This window comes from Clostridium aquiflavi (assembly GCF_031344075.1).
Taxonomy (GTDB): domain Bacteria; phylum Bacillota; class Clostridia; order Clostridiales; family Clostridiaceae; genus Clostridium; species Clostridium aquiflavi.
Genome location: NZ_JAVJAN010000013.1, coordinates 69,755 through 91,021, shown reverse-complemented (window position 1 = coordinate 91,021; position 21,267 = coordinate 69,755). Strand labels below are relative to the sequence as shown.

Here is a 21,267-nt window from a genome sequence, read left to right as displayed (position 1 = left end):
CATTTTGGTTCACTAGCTCAGTCGGTAGAGCACATGACTTTTAATCATGGTGTCCCGGGTTCGATTCCCGGGTGAGCCACCAAACTTAGTCTAAAGTAGAAATGTAGATTTTTACTTTAGATTTTTTTATTTTATAAGAAGATTATGAAATTAATACCTAAAAAAGTATGTTAAAATGTAATAAAATAGATTATTTATATTATTAATAGAAATAAAAATAATCTTTAGCATAAAAACAATATAGAGAGGCGAGATATAATGAAAAAATCAAAGATTTTGTTAACAGGTATTTTAGGTGTGGTACTTAGTTTTTCATTTGTTCCTAAAGAAGCTAATGCTGCTTGGATTAAGGATACAAATGGCTGGTGGTATTCACAATTAAATTATGCGATAGGCTGGAAGCAAATAAATAATGCATGGTATTATTTTGATAATAATGGATACATGAAAACAGGATGGATTTATGATAACGGAACTTGGTATTATGCAGACTTAAATGGAGCAATACAAAGTGGTGTTATTGAGGTAAATGGAAAAACATATTACTTAGATAAAAGCGGAGCAATGGCCAAAGGAAATATTGTAATTAATAAAAGAACATATACTTTTGCAATGTCAGGGGAATCTATAGGGGATAAAATTCCACAAGCAACAAAGGCATTTTTATCAAATGGAGTTGAAACAGAACCTACTAAAATTAATAATGTTTATGTAGCTAGTGGAAAAGTAGTAGAGATAAATATTGACGGTAATCCTACAACTGGTTATACTTGGAATTATGAATTTAATACAGGTGGTATTATAAAGGAAGAATGGAAAGATTATAAACAAGATAATGTTGATTCAGAAATTCAAGGAGCGGGTGGAACGTACACTTGGAAGTTTTCAGCTGTAAAAGAAGGTACTACGAAAGTTACTTTTAAATATTATCGTCCTTGGGAAAATGAGATATTAGAAACAAAAACTTATATTTTTACAGTAGATAAAGATCTTAATATTACAGTAGAGGAATGCAATATATAATTGATGATAAAATAAAAAATATATAGATACAGTAATTTATAATGATGTTAAATTAGAGTCTATTTTTAAAATGAAGTAATAAATGCCTAGAGAAAAATCTTTAGGCATTTTTGACTTTGTTTTAGTTACTATTGTTCTTCAGTAGAACATGTTTGCATCATAAGGATGTCCATTCCACTATTTAGAATATATCCTCCATCAACTCTAAGTATTACACCTGTAATAAATCCTGAATCAGGGCTACATAGGAATGAAACTGCTGAAGCAATATCCTTTGGCTCACCAATCTTTTTCAAAGGTGTTTCATTAACAAATTTTGTTTCTAAAGCATTTAATGCTTCTTCAGTCATAGAAGTCCTTATAATTCCAGGTTGTATTGCATTCACTGTTATTCCATATGAGCCAAGTTCTTTAGCTAATGAATAAGTAAATCCAACGAGTGCTGTTTTAGCAGTAGAATAATTAATATTTCCTGCAAAACCAAATACACCTGCAATAGATGACATATTTACGATTCTTCCATAATTATTATTTTTCATAAATTTAGCACATGCTCTTGAACAATAAAAAGCTCCGTATAAATGAGTTTTTATAAGACTATCCCAATCACTATCTGACATATTAGTGCAAAATGTAGGAGGTGTTGAAAGTCCGGCATTGTTTATGAGAATGTCAATTTTACCATGTTTAGTATATATTTCTTTAAATACACTTTCTACATTTTCTTTATTAGAAACATCCATTTTATAAGTTTCTGCATATCCGTTTAAATCTTCAATTAGTTTTTTAGTTTCATTGATATTGGCATCTCTTCTTCCAGTAATCATAACTTTAATACCACGTTTAGCAAATTCTATACATATATCACGTCCTATACCTGAACCACCGCCAGTTATAACTGCAATTTGATTTTTTATATTTTCACACATTATTGCACGTCCTTCCTTAATTATCTAACTAAATTATTGCAAATTTTATAATTAATATCTATGGGTAAAAGGGATGAAAAGTATTATGCTAAATACGACTTTTTACCTATTTTCTATGGTATAAATATAATTTGGTATATAATAATAAGGAACTTTTAAATATACATGGCATTATAACCAAATGAAGGGAATGGTGGTTTTATGATTAAGTCTCAGCTTAATAAAAAAGACTATGAAAAAATATTTGAATTTGCAACTCAAGTTCAAAATATACAAATTAATTTTAGAAGTACAATATTAATGAATCTTTCAAATATTTTTGGATATAATTATCTAACATTTTTTTTAGCAGACAAAAATGGAAGTCTTATAAATCCAATAGCTACTAACATAAATCCAATATTAACTAAAAAATATATAAACTATTACTACAGTACAGATATCTTTTATCTAGTAAAAGAATCTAATGAAATATTTCAAAAAAATGTTATATCAATAACAGATATAATGCCATATAAGCAATTTGAGAATACTGAATATTATAGGGATTTTTTGTGTTTAGATAATTTGTATTATGAAATTGCAATTCCATTAAGGATAGGAGAGAGTTTGCTAGGGGGAATAGGAGCTTTTAGACCTAAGGAATTAGGAAATTTTACATCTAAGGATATTTTGATTTTAGAAAAACTTAGTGGTATTATTTCTAATGCTCTTAATAATTATATTAAACTAAATAAAATATCGTATGAACAAGAATTTTTAAAAGACATAACATCAAAGGCACCTATAGGACTAGCTGTTTTAAATAATAGATATTCTATAATATATTCCAATAATATTGCTGAAGATTTTTGTTTAGATATATTAAATGATAGAACATGCTTAAATCCAATTCAGTATGTAATAGATAAATTATTTATGGAGGGTGAATTTAAAAAAGATAACTCTTCATCTTTTATGTATAGTACTATTAAGAACTATAATTTTAAGGTGGTTTCATCTATAGTGCCAGATGCTTTTAATGGATTGGAATCACTTATGTATATTTATATAACTAAAGAAATATTAAATGAAGATAAAACTTTTGATAAAATTATTTCAGATTATAATTTAACTAATAGAGAAGTGGAAGTTATAAATCTTGTTTCAAAAGGTTTGAGCAACAAAGAAATTTCACAAAAATTATTTATAAGCTGTCATACTGTAAAAACACATATGGAAAATATATTTAAAAAGACACAAGTTGATAATAGAACAAGCCTCATATATAAAATTAATAACATTACATTTTTAAATAAGTAATATAGTAATTAAATAAATAATAAAGATAAAACACAATAGATTTTTTGAAAGGAATCCGTATTTTTTTCACAATGAAACTTGATAGGTGTATTTATTTAAATTTGGAGGATAGCAGTATGAAAAAAACAATTTATAATATTTTATCTAATACTATATTTCACGGAAGAAATACAACTAAAATAAAAACAAGAGAAATTACATCAAGGCAGTTTCCTTATAAAATTGAAGTTATTGCTGAAAATTTACATGTACCTTGGGCTATAGCAATAAGTGATGAAGGTACTCTATATTTTACAGAGCGGTCTGGTGCAATTAGAATTATTAAAGATGGTAAACTTTCTTCGCAGCCATTAATAACATTAGATTCACCATTTATAAGTCAAGGTGAAGGGGGGCTAATGGGAATTGCTTTAGATCCCAATTATTCACAAAATCATTATATGTATGTTATGTATTCATACAATGAAGGTAATCAAATATATAATCGTGTTGTTAGATTGTTAGAAAATAATAATAGAGCATTCATCAACAAGATTCTATTAGATAAAATCCCCGGTGGAAGAATTCATAATGGAGGAAGGATAAAGATAGGTCTGGATCAAAAATTATATATTACGACAGGAGATGCAGGAAATTCTGCATTGGCACAAGATTCTAAAAGTACAGCTGGAAAAATATTAAGAATAGAATTAGATGGCACTATTCCTAAAGATAATCCAATTCTTAATTCTTCTGTCTATAGTTTAGGACATCGAAATCCACAAGGTTTAGCATGGAATTCAGAGAATGTTTTATATGAATCAGAACATGGACAATTAGCACATGATGAGATCAATATAATAGAAAAAGGTGCAAATTATGGGTGGCCTCTCGTTCAAGGAAATGAAGAGTCTAAGGAAGTTGTGACACAAAAACCATTAATACAAAGTGGAGAAAACACATGGGCACCTTCTGGAATTGCATTTGTAAATCAAGGACCATGGCAAGGAAAATTACTTGTTGCTAATTTACGTGGACAACAACTATTGGCAATCTCACTTAATGGCAAAGGAACAGTAGTAAAGAATGTAGAATCTTGGTTAAGTAATGAGTATGGACGTTTACGTGAAGTTGTTCAGGGAAAAGATGGATCAATTTATTTAACAACAAGCAATAGAGATGGAAGAGGAAATCCTGATATAACTGATGATAGAATTATTAAACTTGTTTTAAAATAAAAGAACATAAATTTATATTACTTTCCTTTTGTGTTTTAAGAAAATTAATATAGGTAAGAAGTAAAAATAGCGATTCACATATTGGTCATGTATTTAATGATGAACCAAAATAACTTGGAGGACTTAGATATTATATAAATTCTGCTTCTTTAAAATTTATTCCAAAGAATAAAGTGGAAGAAGAAGGTTATAGAGAATGGTTAAATAAAGTATAGGTTCTAATGAAATGAAAAATGCCCAGAAAGATTTTTGGGCATTTTTTATATTCTTTATAGATAATATTGAAGTATTAAATGAGTTAAATAAATGAATAAAACATCAAAATCAATAAGAATAAGATAGTAATTATTAATCTAAATCTATTATATTGACAGATTATTACAATAGATATATACTGAAATTATCAATAAATAATGAAATTTATTATCAATAAAATAAAAACTTTATTATGCTAAAAATCCAATTTACCAATAAAGCTAGACGGATATGTAATAATAGGAATTTAGATAGAAGTAGGTGATAATTATACAAGCTATTATAGAAAAGTATAATTTTTTTGATTCTGATATGAAGATATATAGAAAAACAGACTTAAAAACTATATGTAATATTAAATGTAGAGATGGATTTGGAGTTATGACATGTTATCATGTTTTTCCAGGAATAGATTTAATTTTTAATGATTTTCATTCCTATCACTGTGAAGAAGCTCATAACTTAAAGAGTGAACTAATAGAAATTAATTATTGTCATAAAGGGAGATATGAAAGTATATTTGATGGCAATAAATATGAATATTTAAAGGAAGGAGATTTAGCATATAATATTGTTGGATCTAACTATGAATCAGGTGGATTTCCAATGGGGCATTATGAAGGTTGCTCAATATTAATAGACTATTCTATAGCAAAAAAATTTTTTTTATGCAATTATAATGATTTAAACATTGATTTAGGAAAAATGAAAAGATTAATGTTTAATAATAATTGGTATTTTATTGAAAAATCGAAACCTGAAATTGTAAATATTTTTAAAGATTTATACAATACACCATCAATTAATAAATTATATTTTTATAAATTAAAAGTTTTAGAAGTATTTTTGTTTTTAAGTAAATATAGAGATGTAAAAGATCAAGAAAAATCTTATTATTATACAAAAGAACAAGTTAATTTAATTAAGGATGTTAGAAATTCAATTTTTGAATATTATAATAGAAAAATAACAGTAAAGGAATTGTCAAAGATTTATAATGTAAGCACAACTTTTTTGCAAAATGGATTTAAAGATATTTTAGGTAAAACAGTAGCAGAATATATTAGGGAATTTAGAATATATAAAGCTGCAAAAATGATAAAAGAGACAAATCAAAGTATTATGGAAATTGCATTATGTGTTGGTTATGATAACCCAAGTAAGTTTGCATCTGCATTTAAAAAAGTCATGGGAAGTACACCGCTTAAGTATAGAAACAATTTTTAATTCAAATGGATTATTTTAATTTTTTTGGAGTAGAGAAAGAATAGATGGATTAGTAAAATATGAATTAGTCACATTAAAGAAAATAACAACTCAAATATACCAGCATACTGACTTGTTATTTATTTTAATGTGCCTTAGCTAGAGGAATCTCTGGTTAATTCATATTTTATTTTTTTATCTAGATTTTAAAAAATTATTGATATTTTAAAGTATAAATACTACTTTAAAATTTAAGTCTTAATATTAAATTTAAATTATAGAACAATATCAGTATTTGTTTAAAATTTAGAAAATTATTAAAAGGAGAGGTGAATATGAAAGAAAAAGATGATGAAAAAATTAGTATACTTTCATTTGCAGGTAATTATAAATATTTAACAATATTAGGATGTATCCTGTCAGGAATTAGTGCAATATTAGCACTTGTGCCATATTTATATATATGGAAGGTAGTATATGAGATATTTATGGCATTGCCTAATATTAATAATGCGTCAAATATTGCATATTATGGTTGGATGGCAGTATCTTTTTCAGTTGGAGCAATTTTAATATATTTTATAGCTCTTATGTGTACTCATTTATCAGCTTTTCGTGTGGCAAGAAATATGAGAAGTCAGGCACTTCATCATATAGTAAAATTACCACTTGGATATTTTACAGAGAATGGAAGCGGTAAGCTTCGTAGAATAATTGATGAAAGTTCAGGGCAAACAGAAACATTTTTAGCACATCAATTACCAGATTTAGTAGGTGCAATTGTAACTCCAATTGCTATGTTAGTACTTTTATTAGCGTTTGATTGGAGATTAGGTATAATTAGCTTAATTCCTATTATTATATCATTTGTATTTTTAAGTAGAATGATGGGAGATAAAAGGAAATCAGCTGTAGAAGAATATCAGAATGCATTAGAGGATATGAACAATGAAGCTGTAGAATATATAAGAGGAATTCCTGTAGTTAAGACATTTGGACAAAGTATATTTTCATTTAAGAATTTTCATGATGCAATTATGAGATATACAAAATGGACAGTAAATTATACTGTATCACTTAGAATTCCTATGTGTAATTTTACTGTGGCTATTAATGGTATTTTTGTATTTTTAATTCCAGCTGGTATCTTATTAATTGCAAGTGCAGTAGATTATAAAGCATTTTTATTAAATTTTATATTTTATATTATATTTACTCCAATTATTACAATTATGGTCAATCGTATAATGTTCATGGGAGAAGGAACTATCATGGCTAAAGATTCAGTAAAACGTGTTTGGAATATATTAAATGAAGAAACATTAAATGAAACAAAAAATCCAAGAAAACCAAAGAATTCAACTATTGAATTTAATAATGTTTCTTTTACTTACAAAGATGCAACTAAACCAGCAATTAAGAATTTATCATTTAAGATAAAGGAAGGATCAACAGTAGCATTTGTTGGGCCATCAGGAGGCGGTAAAACAACAGTTGCAAGTTTGATTCCAAGATTTTGGGATGTGGATACAGGAAGCATAACAATTGGTGGTGCAGATGTAAGAAATATTAAGACAAAGGATTTAATGAATATGGTATCTTTTGTGTTTCAAGAAACAAATTTATTTAAAGAAAGCCTTTTTGAAAATATTAGATTATCAAGACCTAATGCTACAAGAGAAGAAGTATTAAAGGCTGCAAAAGCGGCACAATGTGAAGAAATATTTGAAAAATTTCCAGATGGAATGGATACAATTGTTGGAACTAAAGGAGTATATTTATCAGGAGGAGAAGCTCAACGTATTGCTTTAGCAAGAGCAATTTTAAAAGATGCTCCAATTGTACTTCTTGATGAAGCAACAGCCTTTGCAGATCCAGAGAATGAATATCAAATACAACTTGCTTTTGAAAATTTAACAAAGGGTAAAACTGTACTTATGATTGCACATAGGTTATCAACAATACAAAATTCAGATTGTATTATGGTATTAAAAGATGGAGAAGCTATAGAGAAAGGTACTCATAGTGAGTTGATTAAAAATGGTGAAACTTATGCTTCAATGTGGAAAGATTATCAAAGTTCTATTACTTGGAGAGTAGAAAACTCTTATGTTGAAAATAAGAGAGAGGAGGGAGCTTTGAATGGTTAATTATTTGAGATATAAATTTGCATTAAGTGAACAAGGGGCAAAGGATTTAATTAAAGCAAGTATTGCTTGTACTTTAACAAATATAAGTTTAATGTTTCCAATTGGAATTATATATATTCTTTTAAAGGAAATGATAGATCCTATATTAAATGGAGGAAATCCATCGTTTAATTTAGGAAAATATATAGTTCTTTCAATAGTAGTATTAATTCTTATATTTGTATTCCAATATTTTCAATATAATAAAACATTTTTTGCTTCATATACAGAAAGTGCTAATAAGAGAATATCTTTGGCGGAACAATTAAGAAAATTACCTTTATCTTTTTTTGGTAAAAAAGATTTATCAGATTTAACAACAACTATAATGGGAGATTGTGCAGGTCTTGAAACAGCTTTTTCTCACTATATTCCTGAATTAATAGGTGCTGTATTATCTGTCATTATTGCGTCGATTGGTTTGTTTGTTATGGACTGGAAATTATCAATAGCACTTTTATGGGTTATACCAGTAGCATTTATAATTGTAGTTATTGGTAAGGCACAACAAGATAAAGTAAATAATATAAATAAACAAATAAAGCTTGATTATAATGATAATATTCAAGAATGTATTGAAACAATTCGTGAACTTAAAGCTAATAATAAAAGTAATAGTTATCTAAAAGAATTAGATAAAAAACTAAAAAAATCTGAGAGTATTCAAATTAAAGCAGAACTTAATACGGCAATGTTTGTTGTTTCAGCACAGATGTTATTAAAGATTGGAATTGCAACAGTTGTACTAGTTGGAGGAATGAGTTTATTAAAAGGAGAGACGGATTTACTTACTTTTATTATGTTTTTAATTGCTGCTTCTAGAATATTTGATCCTCTTTCTTCATCACTTATTAATCTTGCAGCTATATTTAGTACATTACTTCAAATAAAGCGTATGCAAGAAATTGAAGGTCAAAAGATTCAAACAGGAATAGATAATGCCACATACAATGGATATGATATGTGCTTTGAGAATGTTGGATTTTCCTACAATGATAATGAACAAGTCTTAAATAATGTATCATTTATAGCAAAGCAAGGAGAAATTACTGCATTAGTAGGTCCAAGCGGTGGAGGTAAAAGTACTGCAGCTAAGTTAGCAGCAAGATTTTGGGATATTGATAAAGGCACAATTACTTTAGGTGGTACTGATATTTCACAGGTTGATCCTGAACATTTGCTTAAAAATTATTCTATAGTATTTCAAGATGTAGTTTTATTTAATAATACTGTTATGGAAAATATTCGTATAGGTAAAAGAAATGCTACAGATGAAGAGGTTATTAAAGCAGCTAAGGCTGCAAGATGTGAGGAATTCATATCTAAAATGCCACAAGGATATAAGACTATTATTGGTGAAAATGGTTGTACATTATCTGGAGGAGAAAGGCAAAGGTTGTCTATTGCAAGAGCATTATTAAAGGATGCTCCAGTTGTACTCCTTGATGAGGCAACAGCGTCACTTGATGTAGAAAATGAGACAAAAATCCAAGAAGCAATTAGTGAACTTGTTAAGAATAAAACAGTTCTTGTAATTGCTCATAGAATGAGGACAGTAGCAGGAGCTGATAAAATCGTTGTCTTAAGTGATGGACATGTAGCAGAAATGGGATCACCAAAAGAATTATTAAATAATGATGGAATTTATACTAACATGGTAAGACTACAAAAGAAAAGTAGTGAATGGAAGTTAATTAAGTAATTCTAATGCCAGTTCGCCCTTATACTAGAATATTAACACTTTTCTAAAATACAGTGATAAATTAAAAAGCCAATGCTTAATAATACTAAGCATTGGCTTGAAATTTCTTAAATTTATATCCAAAATACCGATACTCTGATTTTGACACCTATCTCTCGAGAGCTGGATGTTCAGATAAAAATATTAAGGCAGTTACTTAGATAGGTATTTTTTTAAAATTAAAAAAAGTCTTGTCTATTTTAAATTCATCAAGTTTTTTACCTTTTGAGCTTATTGCACATACTTTTATACAATCTGAATCTATATCTACGACTAAAAAATGATATATAGCAATAGGGGGTACTATAACTCCTTGTTTACTTTTATATTTATCACGAAGTTTTTCACCACCACCACCTGCAATTACTTGAATGATCTCTCTTTCGTAAGCAAATTTTCCGTTATTAAATGAATTATTAATTATTCTTCTAGAATAATTATGTTCATGTCCGGAGAAAACTATATCTATATCATATTTATCAATTATTTTCCAAAAATAATCTCTATATTCAGGATATAAATCAAGACAGTGACCAAGATGAGCTCCTGTAGGAAATGCCGGTGAATGTACAAAAACAAGCTTATTTTTTTTATATTCAGAGACTTTTTTTTCAAACCAGTTAAGTTGAACTTTATCAATTTTATGGGTTGATCCATAGTGAAAAGCATTAAGTACTATAATTCTAGTATCATCAAAATCTATATAATAAACTGTCTTATTATATTCATCAAGAAATTCACTAGGTTTTAAATCACTATAAATAGTACTAAAGATTTTTTCAAATCTATCATCTATAGGCTCTATATTAACTTCATGGTTACCTACTACAGGTATCAATGGTTTATCTGGATGATATTTTTCTATTAAGTTTCTTAATCTATTTAATTGAAAGGTTAGTACTTCCTCTTTACAACTTCCAGCTACAGTATCTCCACACATTACAATAAATTCAGGCTCAGGATCTAATTTGCATGTCTCGTTCATTATTTCTTTTAATACTTTTTCATTTATACCATTTTTTTTGCCTTTTGAGTCACTAAAAATTATAAATCTCATTTTTTCTCCTCTTATAATAGTAATTGATTAATTTAATGATAATTTACTTAGAGTAATTTAACCATTTAGTATAAATATTAGGTCTATTAGTTTTTACAAAATCTAAAAATTGTTTTTTATAACCAAGTTTTTGTAAGCTTCTAATAATTAAATATGGGTATATAGTTTTCTTTTTCATAGCTCTAGCAGTATCAATGAGTCTTATTTCATTTGATGATGTCAGAAAAATATGAAATAGTGCTGCATCCAATCGGGAATATCCTACCAAGTTCATAGCTTCATAAATTTCAATAATCTTATTTGAAATATTTCCAGTAAGGCAATGTGTTGATAAGTATTTATCTAACTCAATACCATCTATATATTCACGTATAATATAATCTTCACCAAATGAATAAAGTCTTGGAAAATGAGAATCTATTTGAGCCATAGCCAAAGTTTCTATTTCATCATGGCAAACTTGTTTTCTTTTAAAAACTTTTATACATTTATGTGAGTCAATTTTGTATACTTTACCTTGAGTTCCAGCGCCTAAAAATTTCAAGTGTTTTATATTGAATCCAGCATATAGTTTAATAATAATCACCTAATCATATAGTAATATAAGATTAATATATGATTAAGAATAATTTTTTGATTAATATATTTATTTTTTATTTTTCACATCAGGAAAATTATTATTTCCTTTTTAGACACGTTATGTGATAAAATATCAAGATATATAGCCATTAGAAAAACGAAGGAGGAAAAAAGAAAACTTTATGAAGAAATTTTTGAGTGAATTTAAACAATTTGCACTAAAAGGAAGTGTAATTGACTTAGCAGTTGGTGTATTAATAGGTGGTGCATTTCAAGGAATAGTAAAATCATTAACAAATGATATAATATCACCAATAATAGGGGTGTTTGCCAACAAGGATTTTAGTGATTTAACATTAGAAATTTTTAGTGTAAGTATTAAATATGGCTCTTTTATAACTGCAGTCATAAATTTTTTAATTATGGCATTTTTAATATTTTTACTTGTTAAAGGTGTAAACAAATTAAGTGATTTAGGAATAAAAAATAAAGTTGAAGAAGTAAAAGAACCTACAAATAAAGAATGTCCTTTTTGTTGTAGTGAAATTGACATAAAAGCCACTCGTTGTCCTAAATGTACATCTCAGTTAGAAGAATAAAATTTAAATTATTAATAGGATTTTATTAAAGGTACATGTATTTAATATGTGTACCTTTAATAAATTATGAAGTTAAAAATGTTATATTGATAATAGCAAGTTAAATTTTACCATGATAATATATTTATTATTTCAAGAATTGATTAGTTCTGCCCATATTGTAGGCAAGCTTTATTATTGACTTTTCTTCTTCAGACATTTTTTTATTATACATTTTTTCAAATTGAGCAAATAATCCCTTAGTATTAACGTCTTGCTTAGGCTTTGAAATTCTTTTTGTACTAATATTATTATAGGTACTAGCTTCTATTTCAGGAGTATAAAGTTTTTTAAATATTTCAGCAGTATAATAAGCATCATTAAACGCATCGTGAAAATCTTCTTTAATAGGAATATTAAAAAATTCAACAGCAGATCTTAAGCCGACTCTGGTTCCCTTGGGAGTTTTTATATATTTTGAAGCGATTTTTTGAACATCGATATATTTTTTAAAGTTATCTATTGAGCTTAAATTGTGAAATTTTATATTTTTCATAAGTTCTTTAATGTCAGAAGTTCCCCAAATACATAATGTAAATTCTTCATCACTAATAAAATTTACGAAATCATTATATACATCAGGAAAATAATTATGTAAATTTACCATTGCAGTTGTTATTTTAGTTAAGTTTTCTATATAAGGATGAATTTCTGTATGAATAGTAGGTTTAACTAATCTATTAAAGGTTGAAGTTATTTCTAAGTCATTATTAAGTTTTAGTGCTCCAATTTGGATTATTTCAAAAGTAAGTTTGGAAGCATTGGCGTCCTTTGACTGTTGTTGATTAAATTCTAAATCATATACTATATAGTTCATTATATTTACCGTCCTTTTATATCTCGTATATATTAATATTAGTATAACCACTATAAAAATAAAATCTATAAATACAAATTTATTAAATAAACTACAGGAGTGAAAGAATAAAAAAATGCTATATAAGGAGTAATATTTAATAATACTTCTTATATAGCACTAAATTGAGATTTTACATTCTATTATAGTTTTAAGCTAATAACAAAATAATATATTTAATAATCTGAGATTCTTTGTTTTAATACAATTATACAATTACTTTTTGAGCACTACTAAGAATAGGAGCTGCTGGAGTTAAATTAGTTGTTATAACGAAATCTGGTGAAGTACATACTGTTGAAGCAGTTCCACCTGATGGTGTATAAACAAGTTTTGCAGTTGCATCACTATTAACAAAATCATCAGTTACATCAGCGATGTTAGTACCTGTCTTTGCTGGTACTTCAATATAAACTGTGTTATTCTTCATGTTTTGGCTTTGAGTAAATTTAATAGTTATAACATTACCAACAATTGTAGCTACAGTTGGAGTAACTGGAGTTTGAGCTGCATCTCCAATATATACCTTTATATTTGCTTCAGGTCCAGGAACAAGGTGGCTTTCAGCAGTTATAACTATTTCATATTCTAATTCAGTAGTTTCCATACTGCCTATACCAGGAATATTAGCCATAAGGTATAAATCTTTGTTAGGAGCTTTTTCTACAGTATAGGCACTTCCAAATCCAAATAGATTACATTTTCCAAAGGTATTAAGTGTTGCTTCAGCAGTAGTAGTAGATAATTCAGTACCAGTTGCATTTAATGCTTTAATAGTTGCGATATTTTTTAATGGAGTACCTGCAGCAGCAGCAGCAGCTATAGCAGCAAGTAAAGTATCAGCATTTGTTACAGTAACAGGAATTGAAGCTTTTACTTTTTTTATTGCAGTAAGATTTCCTACTATTGTGTTGTCAAGAGCTAATGCTATACTAGTTGCTGTAGAAGTATCAGTGACTCCAGCAGTAGTTGCTGTAGTACTATCATTTATATAAATTTTAGCTGGTTTTGTAGTTGTATTATAAGATAAACCTGCAGCTAATGGATCAGTAATAGTTATTTCGTCAAATGTTGTATTTACTGGGATATTAAATATAACATCAAATTGTAATATTGAACCGGTTGAAATACGCATTTTTTATCCTCCCTATATATTAAGTTAGTTTAATTAATAATTAATTTTGTTTGAATAATTATTAATATATAATATGATTATTTATTAAATATTGATACACAATACATATAAAACAAAATTTTACTTTTTTACATAATAGTCATTGAACTTGAATGTATATTTTTGAAGTTTTGGGAATCAAAAGAAATAATTAATTTTGATGGAATATTATTATCACATTTGGGAATATTGCTTATATTAAAAAGTACATCATTATCTATTTTCTTTGCATACACTTTAAAAGGTTTATTATTTAATTTAGCAGTAACACAGGATATATCAGAAATAAAACCTATAGGTGTTGAATATTTATAAATCATATTATTTACAGGCGCACAGCCAGTATTTTCTATTTCTATCTTTCCACAATTAGAATCAGTATTTATTTGTAAAATAGCTTGATCAACAGTAATTATCAAAGGCATATTATCTTCCTCAATAAAAGGCTCATTTGATGATAGAGGAGATAAAAGATTTATATAATTACTGATAGATGAATTAATTAAATTTTTGAAGATAGCTTTAATGTAAAATACAACATCTAACTTTTCATTTGGTTGTAATTTACATAAACATACACAGTTGTCATTAAAATTGTCACAGGAATACACTTCTTTTGTATTAGAATTGACTAAAGAACCTGGGATGAATTTAAAATTGCTGTCATTTGAAAATTTCAATTTTAAAGGATAAATAGTACTATTACTTTCATTTTTAAAAATCAAATTTACTGATATTATATCATTAGTTTTGATTTTCGAAATAGGGGACAAATTATAATTATTATCATTGCTAAAATATAATTGTTTGGGACAATTTTCATAAAATGGAATATTAAATTCTACAGGTAGATACTCATCAGTGGAAGTAGAAATGACAGGATTAATTTTGATTTGTTTTTTTAATTTAAGCATATTTTTCTCCTTAAATTTTTAATACTTACAGTATATTCATATACAACTAATTGGGGATTTTATGAATACAAGTAAGTTGTTATTTCATAATATGAAGTAATAAGTTATTAAATAGGAAGGAATTTTATATGTATAAAGATGAAGAAAATAATATTAAAGATAAAGATATAATTAATTTAATTAATTATAAGAATAAGATAATAATAATAACTTCAGATATAAATGAAATTACTTTTACAAGTGAAGGAAATGAATGCAATGCAGGAATACTTGTTAAGAATAGAAACAGTGATTTAATAATTAAAATAAATAATGTGTATTTAAATTCTATTAATCAAATTGCAATTGATTTCAGAGGAGGAAAAAATTGTGATTATAAAAATAAATTAGTATATTCAGGAATTAATACTATAATGAGTGAAGATAATATTGGTATTTGTATAAGTAATAATCAAACTGTTGAAATAACAGGTTGTGAAAATTGTAGATTAAATATAAATGGTGGATCAGAGATGCCAGCAATAGGAAATAACGAATGGACAGCAGGAGGGGGACATCTTATATTTTCAGGATATGGCAATATTGAAATAATAGGTGGAGCTGGATGTAAATGTTATGAGAATTTAGAACATAAAGGAAAGTGTGGTTCTTATGCTATAGGATTTTGTGAGACAAATATTAACGACACTTCAACAATAAAGATATTAGAAAATGTAAATTTAAAGGCAATAGGTGGAAATGGTCAAAGTATTTCTAGTATAGCATTAAATAAATGTAGTGGTTGTGGTGGTGCTGCAATAAGTATAGGAGATAATAGCAGCTTTGAAAAAATAGGTTTAGGTGTTTTAGAACTTATAGGAGGGGACAGTGGAGAAAGTATAGGAGAATATGCTTGTGGCAATTGTGCAAATGGTGGAGATGCTATTAAAATTAAGAGCGGATTAATTAATATTAATAGTCCAGCTATTTTAAAAGGCGGAAAAGGTGGAAGTATTAGCTCCAAGTGTAAAAATGTTATTTCTAAGGGTGGAAAAGGTGGGGATTGTATTTCAATTTCAGAAAGTGAGTTAGATGAAAAGTTAAAAAAAGTTAAAATAAAAATTGATAATTGTGTACAAGCTAAAGGCGGAGATGGTGGAAATTCTGGAGTTTATTTTAATAATGAAAATATATTAGGAAATGACGGTGGGGATGGTGGTAATTTTATAAATTCTAATGATTTCAAAGTGGAAGTTGCTATAGGTGATATTTACTTTAAGGGTGGAAAAGGTGGAAAAGGTGGAGAAGGTCAGATGAGAGGTCATAATGGAATAATAGGTAATAAATTTAAAGGTGATAATATTTATTATACTGAATTTATAAAAGAAGAAAACCATAAATTAGGTAAATATAATGAAGAGATAGATGATTTAGTTGATGAAGGTAGTAAACATTCAGATGAATCTGTAAAAGAGGAACAACAAAAATTATGTGAGGTATTAGAGCTGGTAATAGATAAACAATTTGAAGGGAATTATTTAGAAAATCATGAAGATTCAGGTGAAGAAGAAAATAAGCTTGTTAAATTAGAAAATGAAATTTTAAATGTAGAATATATGGAAGTATCAAATAAATCCAATAATATTATGATAAGAATATTTCAGCATATAGTAAATTTAATTAAGAAAAATTAAATTATATGAAGAATGGAAGATTAATAAAGAATTTTACTTGAAAGACTTGTATCCATACAATTGCAATAAATCTCTTTGAGTAATATAATTATTTTGCAGTATTTTGAAAGTAAGATATAAATTACAAGGGGAGATAATTATATGGAAAATAAGAATAAAAAGATTATGAAACTAATACAAACAGCTATACTTGCAGCATTATGTTTTGTATCATTTACATTTCTTCAAATTAAAATTCCAGTACCAGGGGGAGATGCTACTTCATTGCATATAGGAAATGCTTTTTGTGTACTTGCAGCATTACTTCTTGGCGGATGGTATGGTGGATTTGCAGGAGCTATTGGAATGACAATAGCAGATATACTTGATCCTGTATATATTTTAGGTGCACCAAAAACTTTTGTATTAAAATTTTGTATAGGTTTAATAACAGGAGTCATAGCACATAGATATGCAAAAATTGATAGTAGCAGTGATAAACAATATATATTTAAATGGAGTACAATTGCTGCAATTTGTGGTTTAGCATTTAATGTTGTATTTGATCCTATAGTTGGATATTTTTATAAACAATATATATTAGGTCAACCTCAACAAATGGCCTCTGTTTTAGCAAAACTAAGTGCAGTGACTACATTTATTAATGCAGTAGTATCTGTGGTTTTAGTTAGTTTTATATATAATGCAATAAGACCAATTTTAATAAAGTCAGGATTACTATTAAATGATTAAAGCATTAATTAATAAAAAAGTAGTAACTTATATTTATAGTACGAGTTACTACTAAATTTTATTGGCGTGTTTTAATAGAATAATAAGTATTATATAATATAATAAATTAAAGAAAGGCAGAGGTAGTTTCAACAATGAGAATATAATTTACACTTTTATTTATTAAGTATAACAAAGAACTTTTAACTAAAAAAATAGTCTATATATTAGGACTTTTTTTGTTGTACTAGCGGTTTATCACTATAATAAAGAATAGGGATGTACTTGAAGTAGATATCATTGACAATTTAGAAAAATAAAATTATAATAGTAAAAAATATATTAATAATCTGATGAAGAGGAAGAGTAATTAGATTAAGCTTCAATAAAGAGAGCTAGGGACGGTGAAATCCTAGTAAGAAGAGATTTAATGAATGGGCCTCAGAGGAATAAAGAGAAATCATAGTTAGAGAGTATCGGAATGGTGTGCTGCACCTTATAGCAGATAGAGTATGTTAGTACTTGATTTTGAGTGGTGTAATTATAAAAAATTAGGGTTTGCTTACAATTATTTTTTATTACACAATTTAGGTGGCAACACGGATATTATCTCCGTCCTATTAATTTAGGACGGAGTTTTTTTGTTTAATAAAATTAAATCAAGGAGTGAGTTTTATGAAAAAAGAAATAATTTTAACAGGAGATAGACCAACAGGAAAATTGCATATTGGACATTATGTAGGGTCTTTAATGAATAGAGTTCAGTTACAAAATTGTGGTTTGTATAATAACTATATAATGATAGCAGATCAACAAGCATTAACTGATAATGCACGAAATCCAGAAAAAATCAGGAAAAGTTTAATAGAGGTTGCATTAGATTATTTGGCAATTGGAATAGATCCATCAAAATCTACAATTTTCATTCAATCTCAAATCCCAGAGCTTAATGAATTAACTATGCATTATTTAAATTTAGTTACAGTTTCAAGGTTAGAAAGAAATCCAACAGTTAAAAGTGAAATTAAAGAAAAAGATTTTAATGTAAGTATTCCAACTGGATTTCTTATTTATCCTGTAAGTCAAGCAGCAGATATTACAGCTTTTAAGGCAGATGTTGTTCCAGTTGGAGAAGATCAACTTCCTATGATTGAGCAAACTAGGGAAATAGTAAGAAGTTTTAACTCAATTTATAAAAAGGATATATTAATAGAGCCAAGAGCAGTACTTTCAAAGGAGGGATTAGGAAGATTACCAGGAATTGATGGGAAGAATAAAATGAGTAAGTCGTTAAATAATGCAATATATCTATCAGATGAACCAGATATAATAAAAAACAAGATTATGTCTATGTATACAGATCCAAATCATATTAAGGTAGAGGATCCAGGTGAAGTAAATAATAATACTGTTTTTACATATTTAGATGCATTTTGTAATGATAAGATTAAGTTAGAAGAGATGAAAGAACATTATAAGAGAGGTGGTTTAGGTGATATAAAAGTAAAGAAGTATTTAAATGAAATACTTCAAGCAGAACTTGAACCAATAAGAAATAAAAGAAAAGAATTTAAAAGAGATATAGCATATGTATATGATGTTTTAAAAAATGGAAGTGATAATGCCAGAAATATAGCAGCAAATACTCTTTCAGAAGTTAGAGAAGCAATAGGAATAGAATACTTTAAATATTAGAGAGTTCAGATTTTAAATGAAAAATCAATAAAAAGAGTATAGACAGAATTATTTTAAAAAATCTAAATAAATATTTAATTAGGTGGCTGTATCAAAATAAATTTGATACAGCCACCTAATTATAATATTATTCAGATAAGGATTTAATTTCTTTGTAGCTATTAAGATCTGTATAAAGTTCTCCCTTTATAGGATTACGTTTTGTTTTCTTAATCTTATAAATATAGTATACAAATACTGCGATATTTGATAATAATGCTGCTAAGCTTACGATAAATAAAGCAGTTGTATTATGTGATGATCTAACTGCAAATTGAGATTCATCAATGAAACTAGGACATGTCATTGCAAACATGCACCACAATGCAAGTGTTTGTGCACGATGTTGTAACCAAGCACCTTTCTTTATAAAGAAAGCGGCAATTGTAGGAGCAAAAAGTAATGCTATACCACAGTACCATGCATGGTTAGGTAGGCAATTATATGTGTATGCAAAGTTCCAAATATCATATGCTATAATCCAGAACCAAAGCATATCAGGCCATAACATATCTTTGCTCTTATCCTTACTGATACAGATTCCAAACCAACCTGTAATTGTAATGATATTTAAGATACCAGCAATCCCATTCATAACATTCCAAGAACCGCTTACAGTAACCATTCCCTCAAACACTTCTTTATTAAGATGTAGTCCGTAAATTTGAAAATCACGTGCTACTGCTTCACAAATATTGATTGCTAAAATTAATGGTGGGAAACATAAAGCCCACTTTTTGCTACTAGCACCTTTTATATGTCTAATTAGAAAGAAACCAATACATCCTGCTAGTGATGAATATACTTTAGCATAATGAAACCAATCATTTACGCTTGTCCCTTTAGTAGTTTTGGGCCATACAACAAAAGTAAGAAATAACGGTAAGATAATGAAAAGCAATAGTCCACCCCATTTAAACCTACGGCCTAATTCATTAAGTACAATTAACATTAGGAATACTGTTAATAGCATAAGCCAATTCGAAAAAGGCTGTGCTTCAAAAAAAAACATAATTAATCCCCCTTAGTAAAAATACAATTGTTATAGCATTTTATAACTAATTTTGTTATTATTTACTAATATTAGTATACACATCTATATAATGCTTTATAACTAAATTTAAAATTTTTTATAATCTTAGAGTTAATGTTCATTTCTACTAATTCTTTTATTTTTGTATTTATATTTTTTACGTAAAAGGAAAAGATATAAATAAATAATTAATTTTATATGCAATTATATTTGTTTTTTTAGAAATAAAAATATCTCGAAAGGAAAAGATTTTTAATGAATAATAGAAATAGTAAGCTAACTATTAGAATAGCAGTATTATTTGAAATAATTTTAGTGATTTCTGCTGTTTTTAGTATTATATCAAAACAATGGAAGAGTTCAGCTTTGTTACTCTTAGCTATTATATGTATTATACTTCCTTTTATAATTACCAATATTGCTAATAGAAAGAATATAGTACTACCTTCTAGCTTTCAATTAGTATGGATATTATTTATTTTACTTACACTATACTTTGGAGAATTTAAGAAATTCTATATTACATTTTGGTGGTGGGATTTACTTATTCATGCTATATATGGTAGTTATGCAGTTATTATAGCATTGAATTTAATTCAAGGAATTATTACAAAGAATAAACAAACAACTAAACAACGATTTACTATTTTTAGCCTAATATTTGCATTTAGTTTTTCAATTGCTTTAGGTACTATATGGGAAGTATTTGAGTTTGTAGGAGATTATCTATTTAAAACAACTATGATAAAGGGTGGCCTTGAAGATACGTTATCAGATCTCATTGTAAAAGTTTTATCTGCCTTTATTACTTCTATAATATGTTATTATAGTGAATCGAGGAACTAAAAATAGTGAATTTTAGATCTAATATGATTGGTAATAGAGTTTTAGCTGTTAAAGGAATCATCTATTATTTTTTTAATAAACTTAAAAGCCAATGCTTAACAATAAGTATTGGCTTGAAATTTTTAATTATGATATCCAAAATATCGATACGCTAATTTTGACGAGTTCTTTCTTTGCTTATTTTAAAATT

At 27.2% G+C, this 21,267-nt stretch carries 18 protein-coding genes, 1 tRNA gene, 1 pseudogene and 1 other annotated feature; of the genes and pseudogenes, 13 read left to right on the top strand and 7 right to left on the bottom strand.

Annotated elements, in window-relative coordinates; translation table 11 throughout:
• The first annotated feature begins 6 nt into the window (after positions 1 to 6).
• Positions 7 to 82: transfer RNA gene (locus RGC78_RS06425), tRNA-Lys, on the top strand.
• 176 nt (positions 83 to 258) lie between these two features.
• Positions 259 to 1,023 (top strand): protease inhibitor I42 family protein, encoded by a 765-nt coding sequence (locus tag RGC78_RS06420; protein ID WP_252212105.1) that lies wholly within the window; start codon positions 259 to 261, stop codon positions 1,021 to 1,023.
• A 128-nt stretch (positions 1,024 to 1,151) separates the two neighbouring features.
• Here RGC78_RS06420 and RGC78_RS06415 read toward each other — a convergent pair whose 3' ends face one another.
• The gene (locus RGC78_RS06415; protein WP_252212106.1) at positions 1,152 to 1,952 is read right to left on the bottom strand and encodes an SDR family NAD(P)-dependent oxidoreductase; all 801 of its coding nucleotides are present in this window, start codon (positions 1,950 to 1,952) and stop codon (positions 1,152 to 1,154) included.
• Between the two features lie 201 nt (positions 1,953 to 2,153).
• On the opposite strand from RGC78_RS06415, the gene RGC78_RS06410 reads away from it, so the two are divergent.
• From RGC78_RS06410 to RGC78_RS06385, 6 genes and pseudogenes are all read left to right on the top strand, one after another.
• Positions 2,154 to 3,254, top strand: a complete 1,101-nt coding sequence (locus RGC78_RS06410; RefSeq protein WP_252226979.1) for a response regulator transcription factor — start codon at positions 2,154 to 2,156, stop codon at positions 3,252 to 3,254.
• A 116-nt stretch (positions 3,255 to 3,370) separates the two neighbouring features.
• Positions 3,371 to 4,471: a PQQ-dependent sugar dehydrogenase gene (locus tag RGC78_RS06405; protein WP_252226981.1), complete on the top strand. Its 1,101-nt coding sequence runs from the start codon at positions 3,371 to 3,373 to the stop codon at positions 4,469 to 4,471.
• A gap of 53 nt (positions 4,472 to 4,524) precedes the next feature.
• Positions 4,525 to 4,686, top strand: a pseudogene (locus RGC78_RS06400) (peptide-methionine (R)-S-oxide reductase); the annotation flags it as partial.
• A gap of 301 nt (positions 4,687 to 4,987) precedes the next feature.
• Positions 4,988 to 5,953, top strand: a complete 966-nt coding sequence (locus tag RGC78_RS06395; protein ID WP_252228975.1) for a helix-turn-helix domain-containing protein — start codon at positions 4,988 to 4,990, stop codon at positions 5,951 to 5,953.
• A gap of 314 nt (positions 5,954 to 6,267) precedes the next feature.
• Positions 6,268 to 8,082, top strand: a complete 1,815-nt coding sequence (locus RGC78_RS06390; protein WP_309556271.1) for an ABC transporter ATP-binding protein — start codon at positions 6,268 to 6,270, stop codon at positions 8,080 to 8,082.
• Positions 8,075 to 9,823 carry an ABC transporter ATP-binding protein gene (locus tag RGC78_RS06385; protein ID WP_252212111.1) on the top strand — a complete coding sequence of 583 codons (1,749 nt, stop codon included), beginning with the start codon at positions 8,075 to 8,077 and terminating at the stop codon, positions 9,821 to 9,823. The genes RGC78_RS06390 and RGC78_RS06385 overlap by 8 nt, the downstream gene beginning before the upstream one ends.
• Positions 9,824 to 10,019: 196 nt before the next feature.
• Here the strand turns inward: RGC78_RS06385 and RGC78_RS06380 are convergent, their stop codons facing one another.
• Both RGC78_RS06380 and RGC78_RS06375 read right to left on the bottom strand, forming a co-directional pair.
• Complete coding sequence (locus tag RGC78_RS06380; RefSeq protein ID WP_252226985.1) at positions 10,020 to 10,919, bottom strand: metallophosphoesterase family protein; 900 nt, start codon at positions 10,917 to 10,919, stop codon at positions 10,020 to 10,022.
• 43 nt (positions 10,920 to 10,962) lie between these two features.
• Positions 10,963 to 11,463, bottom strand: coding sequence for a hypothetical protein (locus tag RGC78_RS06375; protein ID WP_252226986.1), 501 nt, complete (start codon positions 11,461 to 11,463; stop codon positions 10,963 to 10,965).
• Between the two features lie 217 nt (positions 11,464 to 11,680).
• Here RGC78_RS06375 and mscL point away from each other — a divergent pair, with 217 nt between their 5' ends.
• Positions 11,681 to 12,097, top strand: a complete 417-nt coding sequence (gene mscL, locus RGC78_RS06370) for a large conductance mechanosensitive channel protein MscL (RefSeq protein WP_252212114.1) — start codon at positions 11,681 to 11,683, stop codon at positions 12,095 to 12,097.
• Between the two features lie 127 nt (positions 12,098 to 12,224).
• On the opposite strand, the gene RGC78_RS06365 is transcribed toward mscL, so the two are convergent.
• From RGC78_RS06365 to RGC78_RS06355, 3 genes are all read right to left on the bottom strand, one after another.
• Positions 12,225 to 12,953 carry a 3'-5' exonuclease gene (locus RGC78_RS06365; RefSeq protein WP_252226987.1) on the bottom strand — a complete coding sequence of 243 codons (729 nt, stop codon included), beginning with the start codon at positions 12,951 to 12,953 and terminating at the stop codon, positions 12,225 to 12,227.
• Positions 12,954 to 13,200: 247 nt separating this feature from the next.
• Positions 13,201 to 14,127, bottom strand: a complete 927-nt coding sequence (locus tag RGC78_RS06360) for a hypothetical protein (protein WP_252212116.1) — start codon at positions 14,125 to 14,127, stop codon at positions 13,201 to 13,203.
• Between the two features lie 128 nt (positions 14,128 to 14,255).
• Positions 14,256 to 15,080 carry a hypothetical protein gene (locus RGC78_RS06355; protein ID WP_309556270.1) on the bottom strand — a complete coding sequence of 275 codons (825 nt, stop codon included), beginning with the start codon at positions 15,078 to 15,080 and terminating at the stop codon, positions 14,256 to 14,258.
• 128 nt (positions 15,081 to 15,208) lie between these two features.
• Here RGC78_RS06355 and RGC78_RS06350 point away from each other — a divergent pair, with 128 nt between their 5' ends.
• The 3 genes from RGC78_RS06350 to trpS all read left to right on the top strand — a co-directional run bounded on the left by RGC78_RS06350 (position 15,209) and on the right by trpS (position 19,159).
• Complete coding sequence (locus tag RGC78_RS06350) at positions 15,209 to 16,753, top strand: hypothetical protein (protein WP_309556269.1); 1,545 nt, start codon at positions 15,209 to 15,211, stop codon at positions 16,751 to 16,753.
• 141 nt (positions 16,754 to 16,894) lie between these two features.
• On the top strand, positions 16,895 to 17,485 hold the full coding sequence (locus tag RGC78_RS06345; RefSeq protein WP_252212119.1) for an ECF transporter S component: 591 nt from the start codon (positions 16,895 to 16,897) through the stop codon (positions 17,483 to 17,485).
• Positions 17,486 to 17,808: 323 nt separating this feature from the next.
• Positions 17,809 to 18,087, top strand: a binding site (T-box leader).
• Between the two features lie 52 nt (positions 18,088 to 18,139).
• Positions 18,140 to 19,159, top strand: a complete 1,020-nt coding sequence (trpS, locus tag RGC78_RS06340) for a tryptophan--tRNA ligase (protein WP_309556267.1) — start codon at positions 18,140 to 18,142, stop codon at positions 19,157 to 19,159.
• A 127-nt stretch (positions 19,160 to 19,286) separates the two neighbouring features.
• On the opposite strand, the gene RGC78_RS06335 is transcribed toward trpS, so the two are convergent.
• Positions 19,287 to 20,210: a DUF5692 family protein gene (locus RGC78_RS06335; RefSeq protein WP_252226991.1), complete on the bottom strand. Its 924-nt coding sequence runs from the start codon at positions 20,208 to 20,210 to the stop codon at positions 19,287 to 19,289.
• 276 nt (positions 20,211 to 20,486) lie between these two features.
• Between RGC78_RS06335 and RGC78_RS06330 the strand changes: the two genes are divergently transcribed.
• The gene (locus RGC78_RS06330; RefSeq protein ID WP_252212122.1) at positions 20,487 to 21,077 is read left to right on the top strand and encodes a DUF2238 domain-containing protein; all 591 of its coding nucleotides are present in this window, start codon (positions 20,487 to 20,489) and stop codon (positions 21,075 to 21,077) included.
• Positions 21,078 to 21,267: the final 190 nt, after the last annotated feature.

Coding starts and splice junctions, on each gene's coding strand:
- RGC78_RS06420 (WP_252212105.1), top strand. CDS start 259: ATGAAAAAATCAAAGATTTTGTTAACAGGTATTTTAGGTGTGGTACTT.
- RGC78_RS06415 (WP_252212106.1), bottom strand. CDS start 1,952: ATGTGTGAAAATATAAAAAATCAAATTGCAGTTATAACTGGCGGTGGT.
- RGC78_RS06410 (WP_252226979.1), top strand. CDS start 2,154: ATGATTAAGTCTCAGCTTAATAAAAAAGACTATGAAAAAATATTTGAA.
- RGC78_RS06405 (WP_252226981.1), top strand. CDS start 3,371: ATGAAAAAAACAATTTATAATATTTTATCTAATACTATATTTCACGGA.
- RGC78_RS06390 (WP_309556271.1), top strand. CDS start 6,268: ATGAAAGAAAAAGATGATGAAAAAATTAGTATACTTTCATTTGCAGGT.
- RGC78_RS06385 (WP_252212111.1), top strand. CDS start 8,075: ATGGTTAATTATTTGAGATATAAATTTGCATTAAGTGAACAAGGGGCA.
- RGC78_RS06380 (WP_252226985.1), bottom strand. CDS start 10,919: ATGAGATTTATAATTTTTAGTGACTCAAAAGGCAAAAAAAATGGTATA.
- mscL (WP_252212114.1), top strand. CDS start 11,681: ATGAAGAAATTTTTGAGTGAATTTAAACAATTTGCACTAAAAGGAAGT.
- RGC78_RS06365 (WP_252226987.1), bottom strand. CDS start 12,953: ATGAACTATATAGTATATGATTTAGAATTTAATCAACAACAGTCAAAG.
- RGC78_RS06360 (WP_252212116.1), bottom strand. CDS start 14,127: ATGCGTATTTCAACCGGTTCAATATTACAATTTGATGTTATATTTAAT.
- RGC78_RS06355 (WP_309556270.1), bottom strand. CDS start 15,080: ATGCTTAAATTAAAAAAACAAATCAAAATTAATCCTGTCATTTCTACT.
- RGC78_RS06350 (WP_309556269.1), top strand. CDS start 15,209: ATGTATAAAGATGAAGAAAATAATATTAAAGATAAAGATATAATTAAT.
- RGC78_RS06345 (WP_252212119.1), top strand. CDS start 16,895: ATGGAAAATAAGAATAAAAAGATTATGAAACTAATACAAACAGCTATA.
- trpS (WP_309556267.1), top strand. CDS start 18,140: ATGAAAAAAGAAATAATTTTAACAGGAGATAGACCAACAGGAAAATTG.
- RGC78_RS06335 (WP_252226991.1), bottom strand. CDS start 20,210: ATGTTTTTTTTTGAAGCACAGCCTTTTTCGAATTGGCTTATGCTATTA.
- RGC78_RS06330 (WP_252212122.1), top strand. CDS start 20,487: ATGAATAATAGAAATAGTAAGCTAACTATTAGAATAGCAGTATTATTT.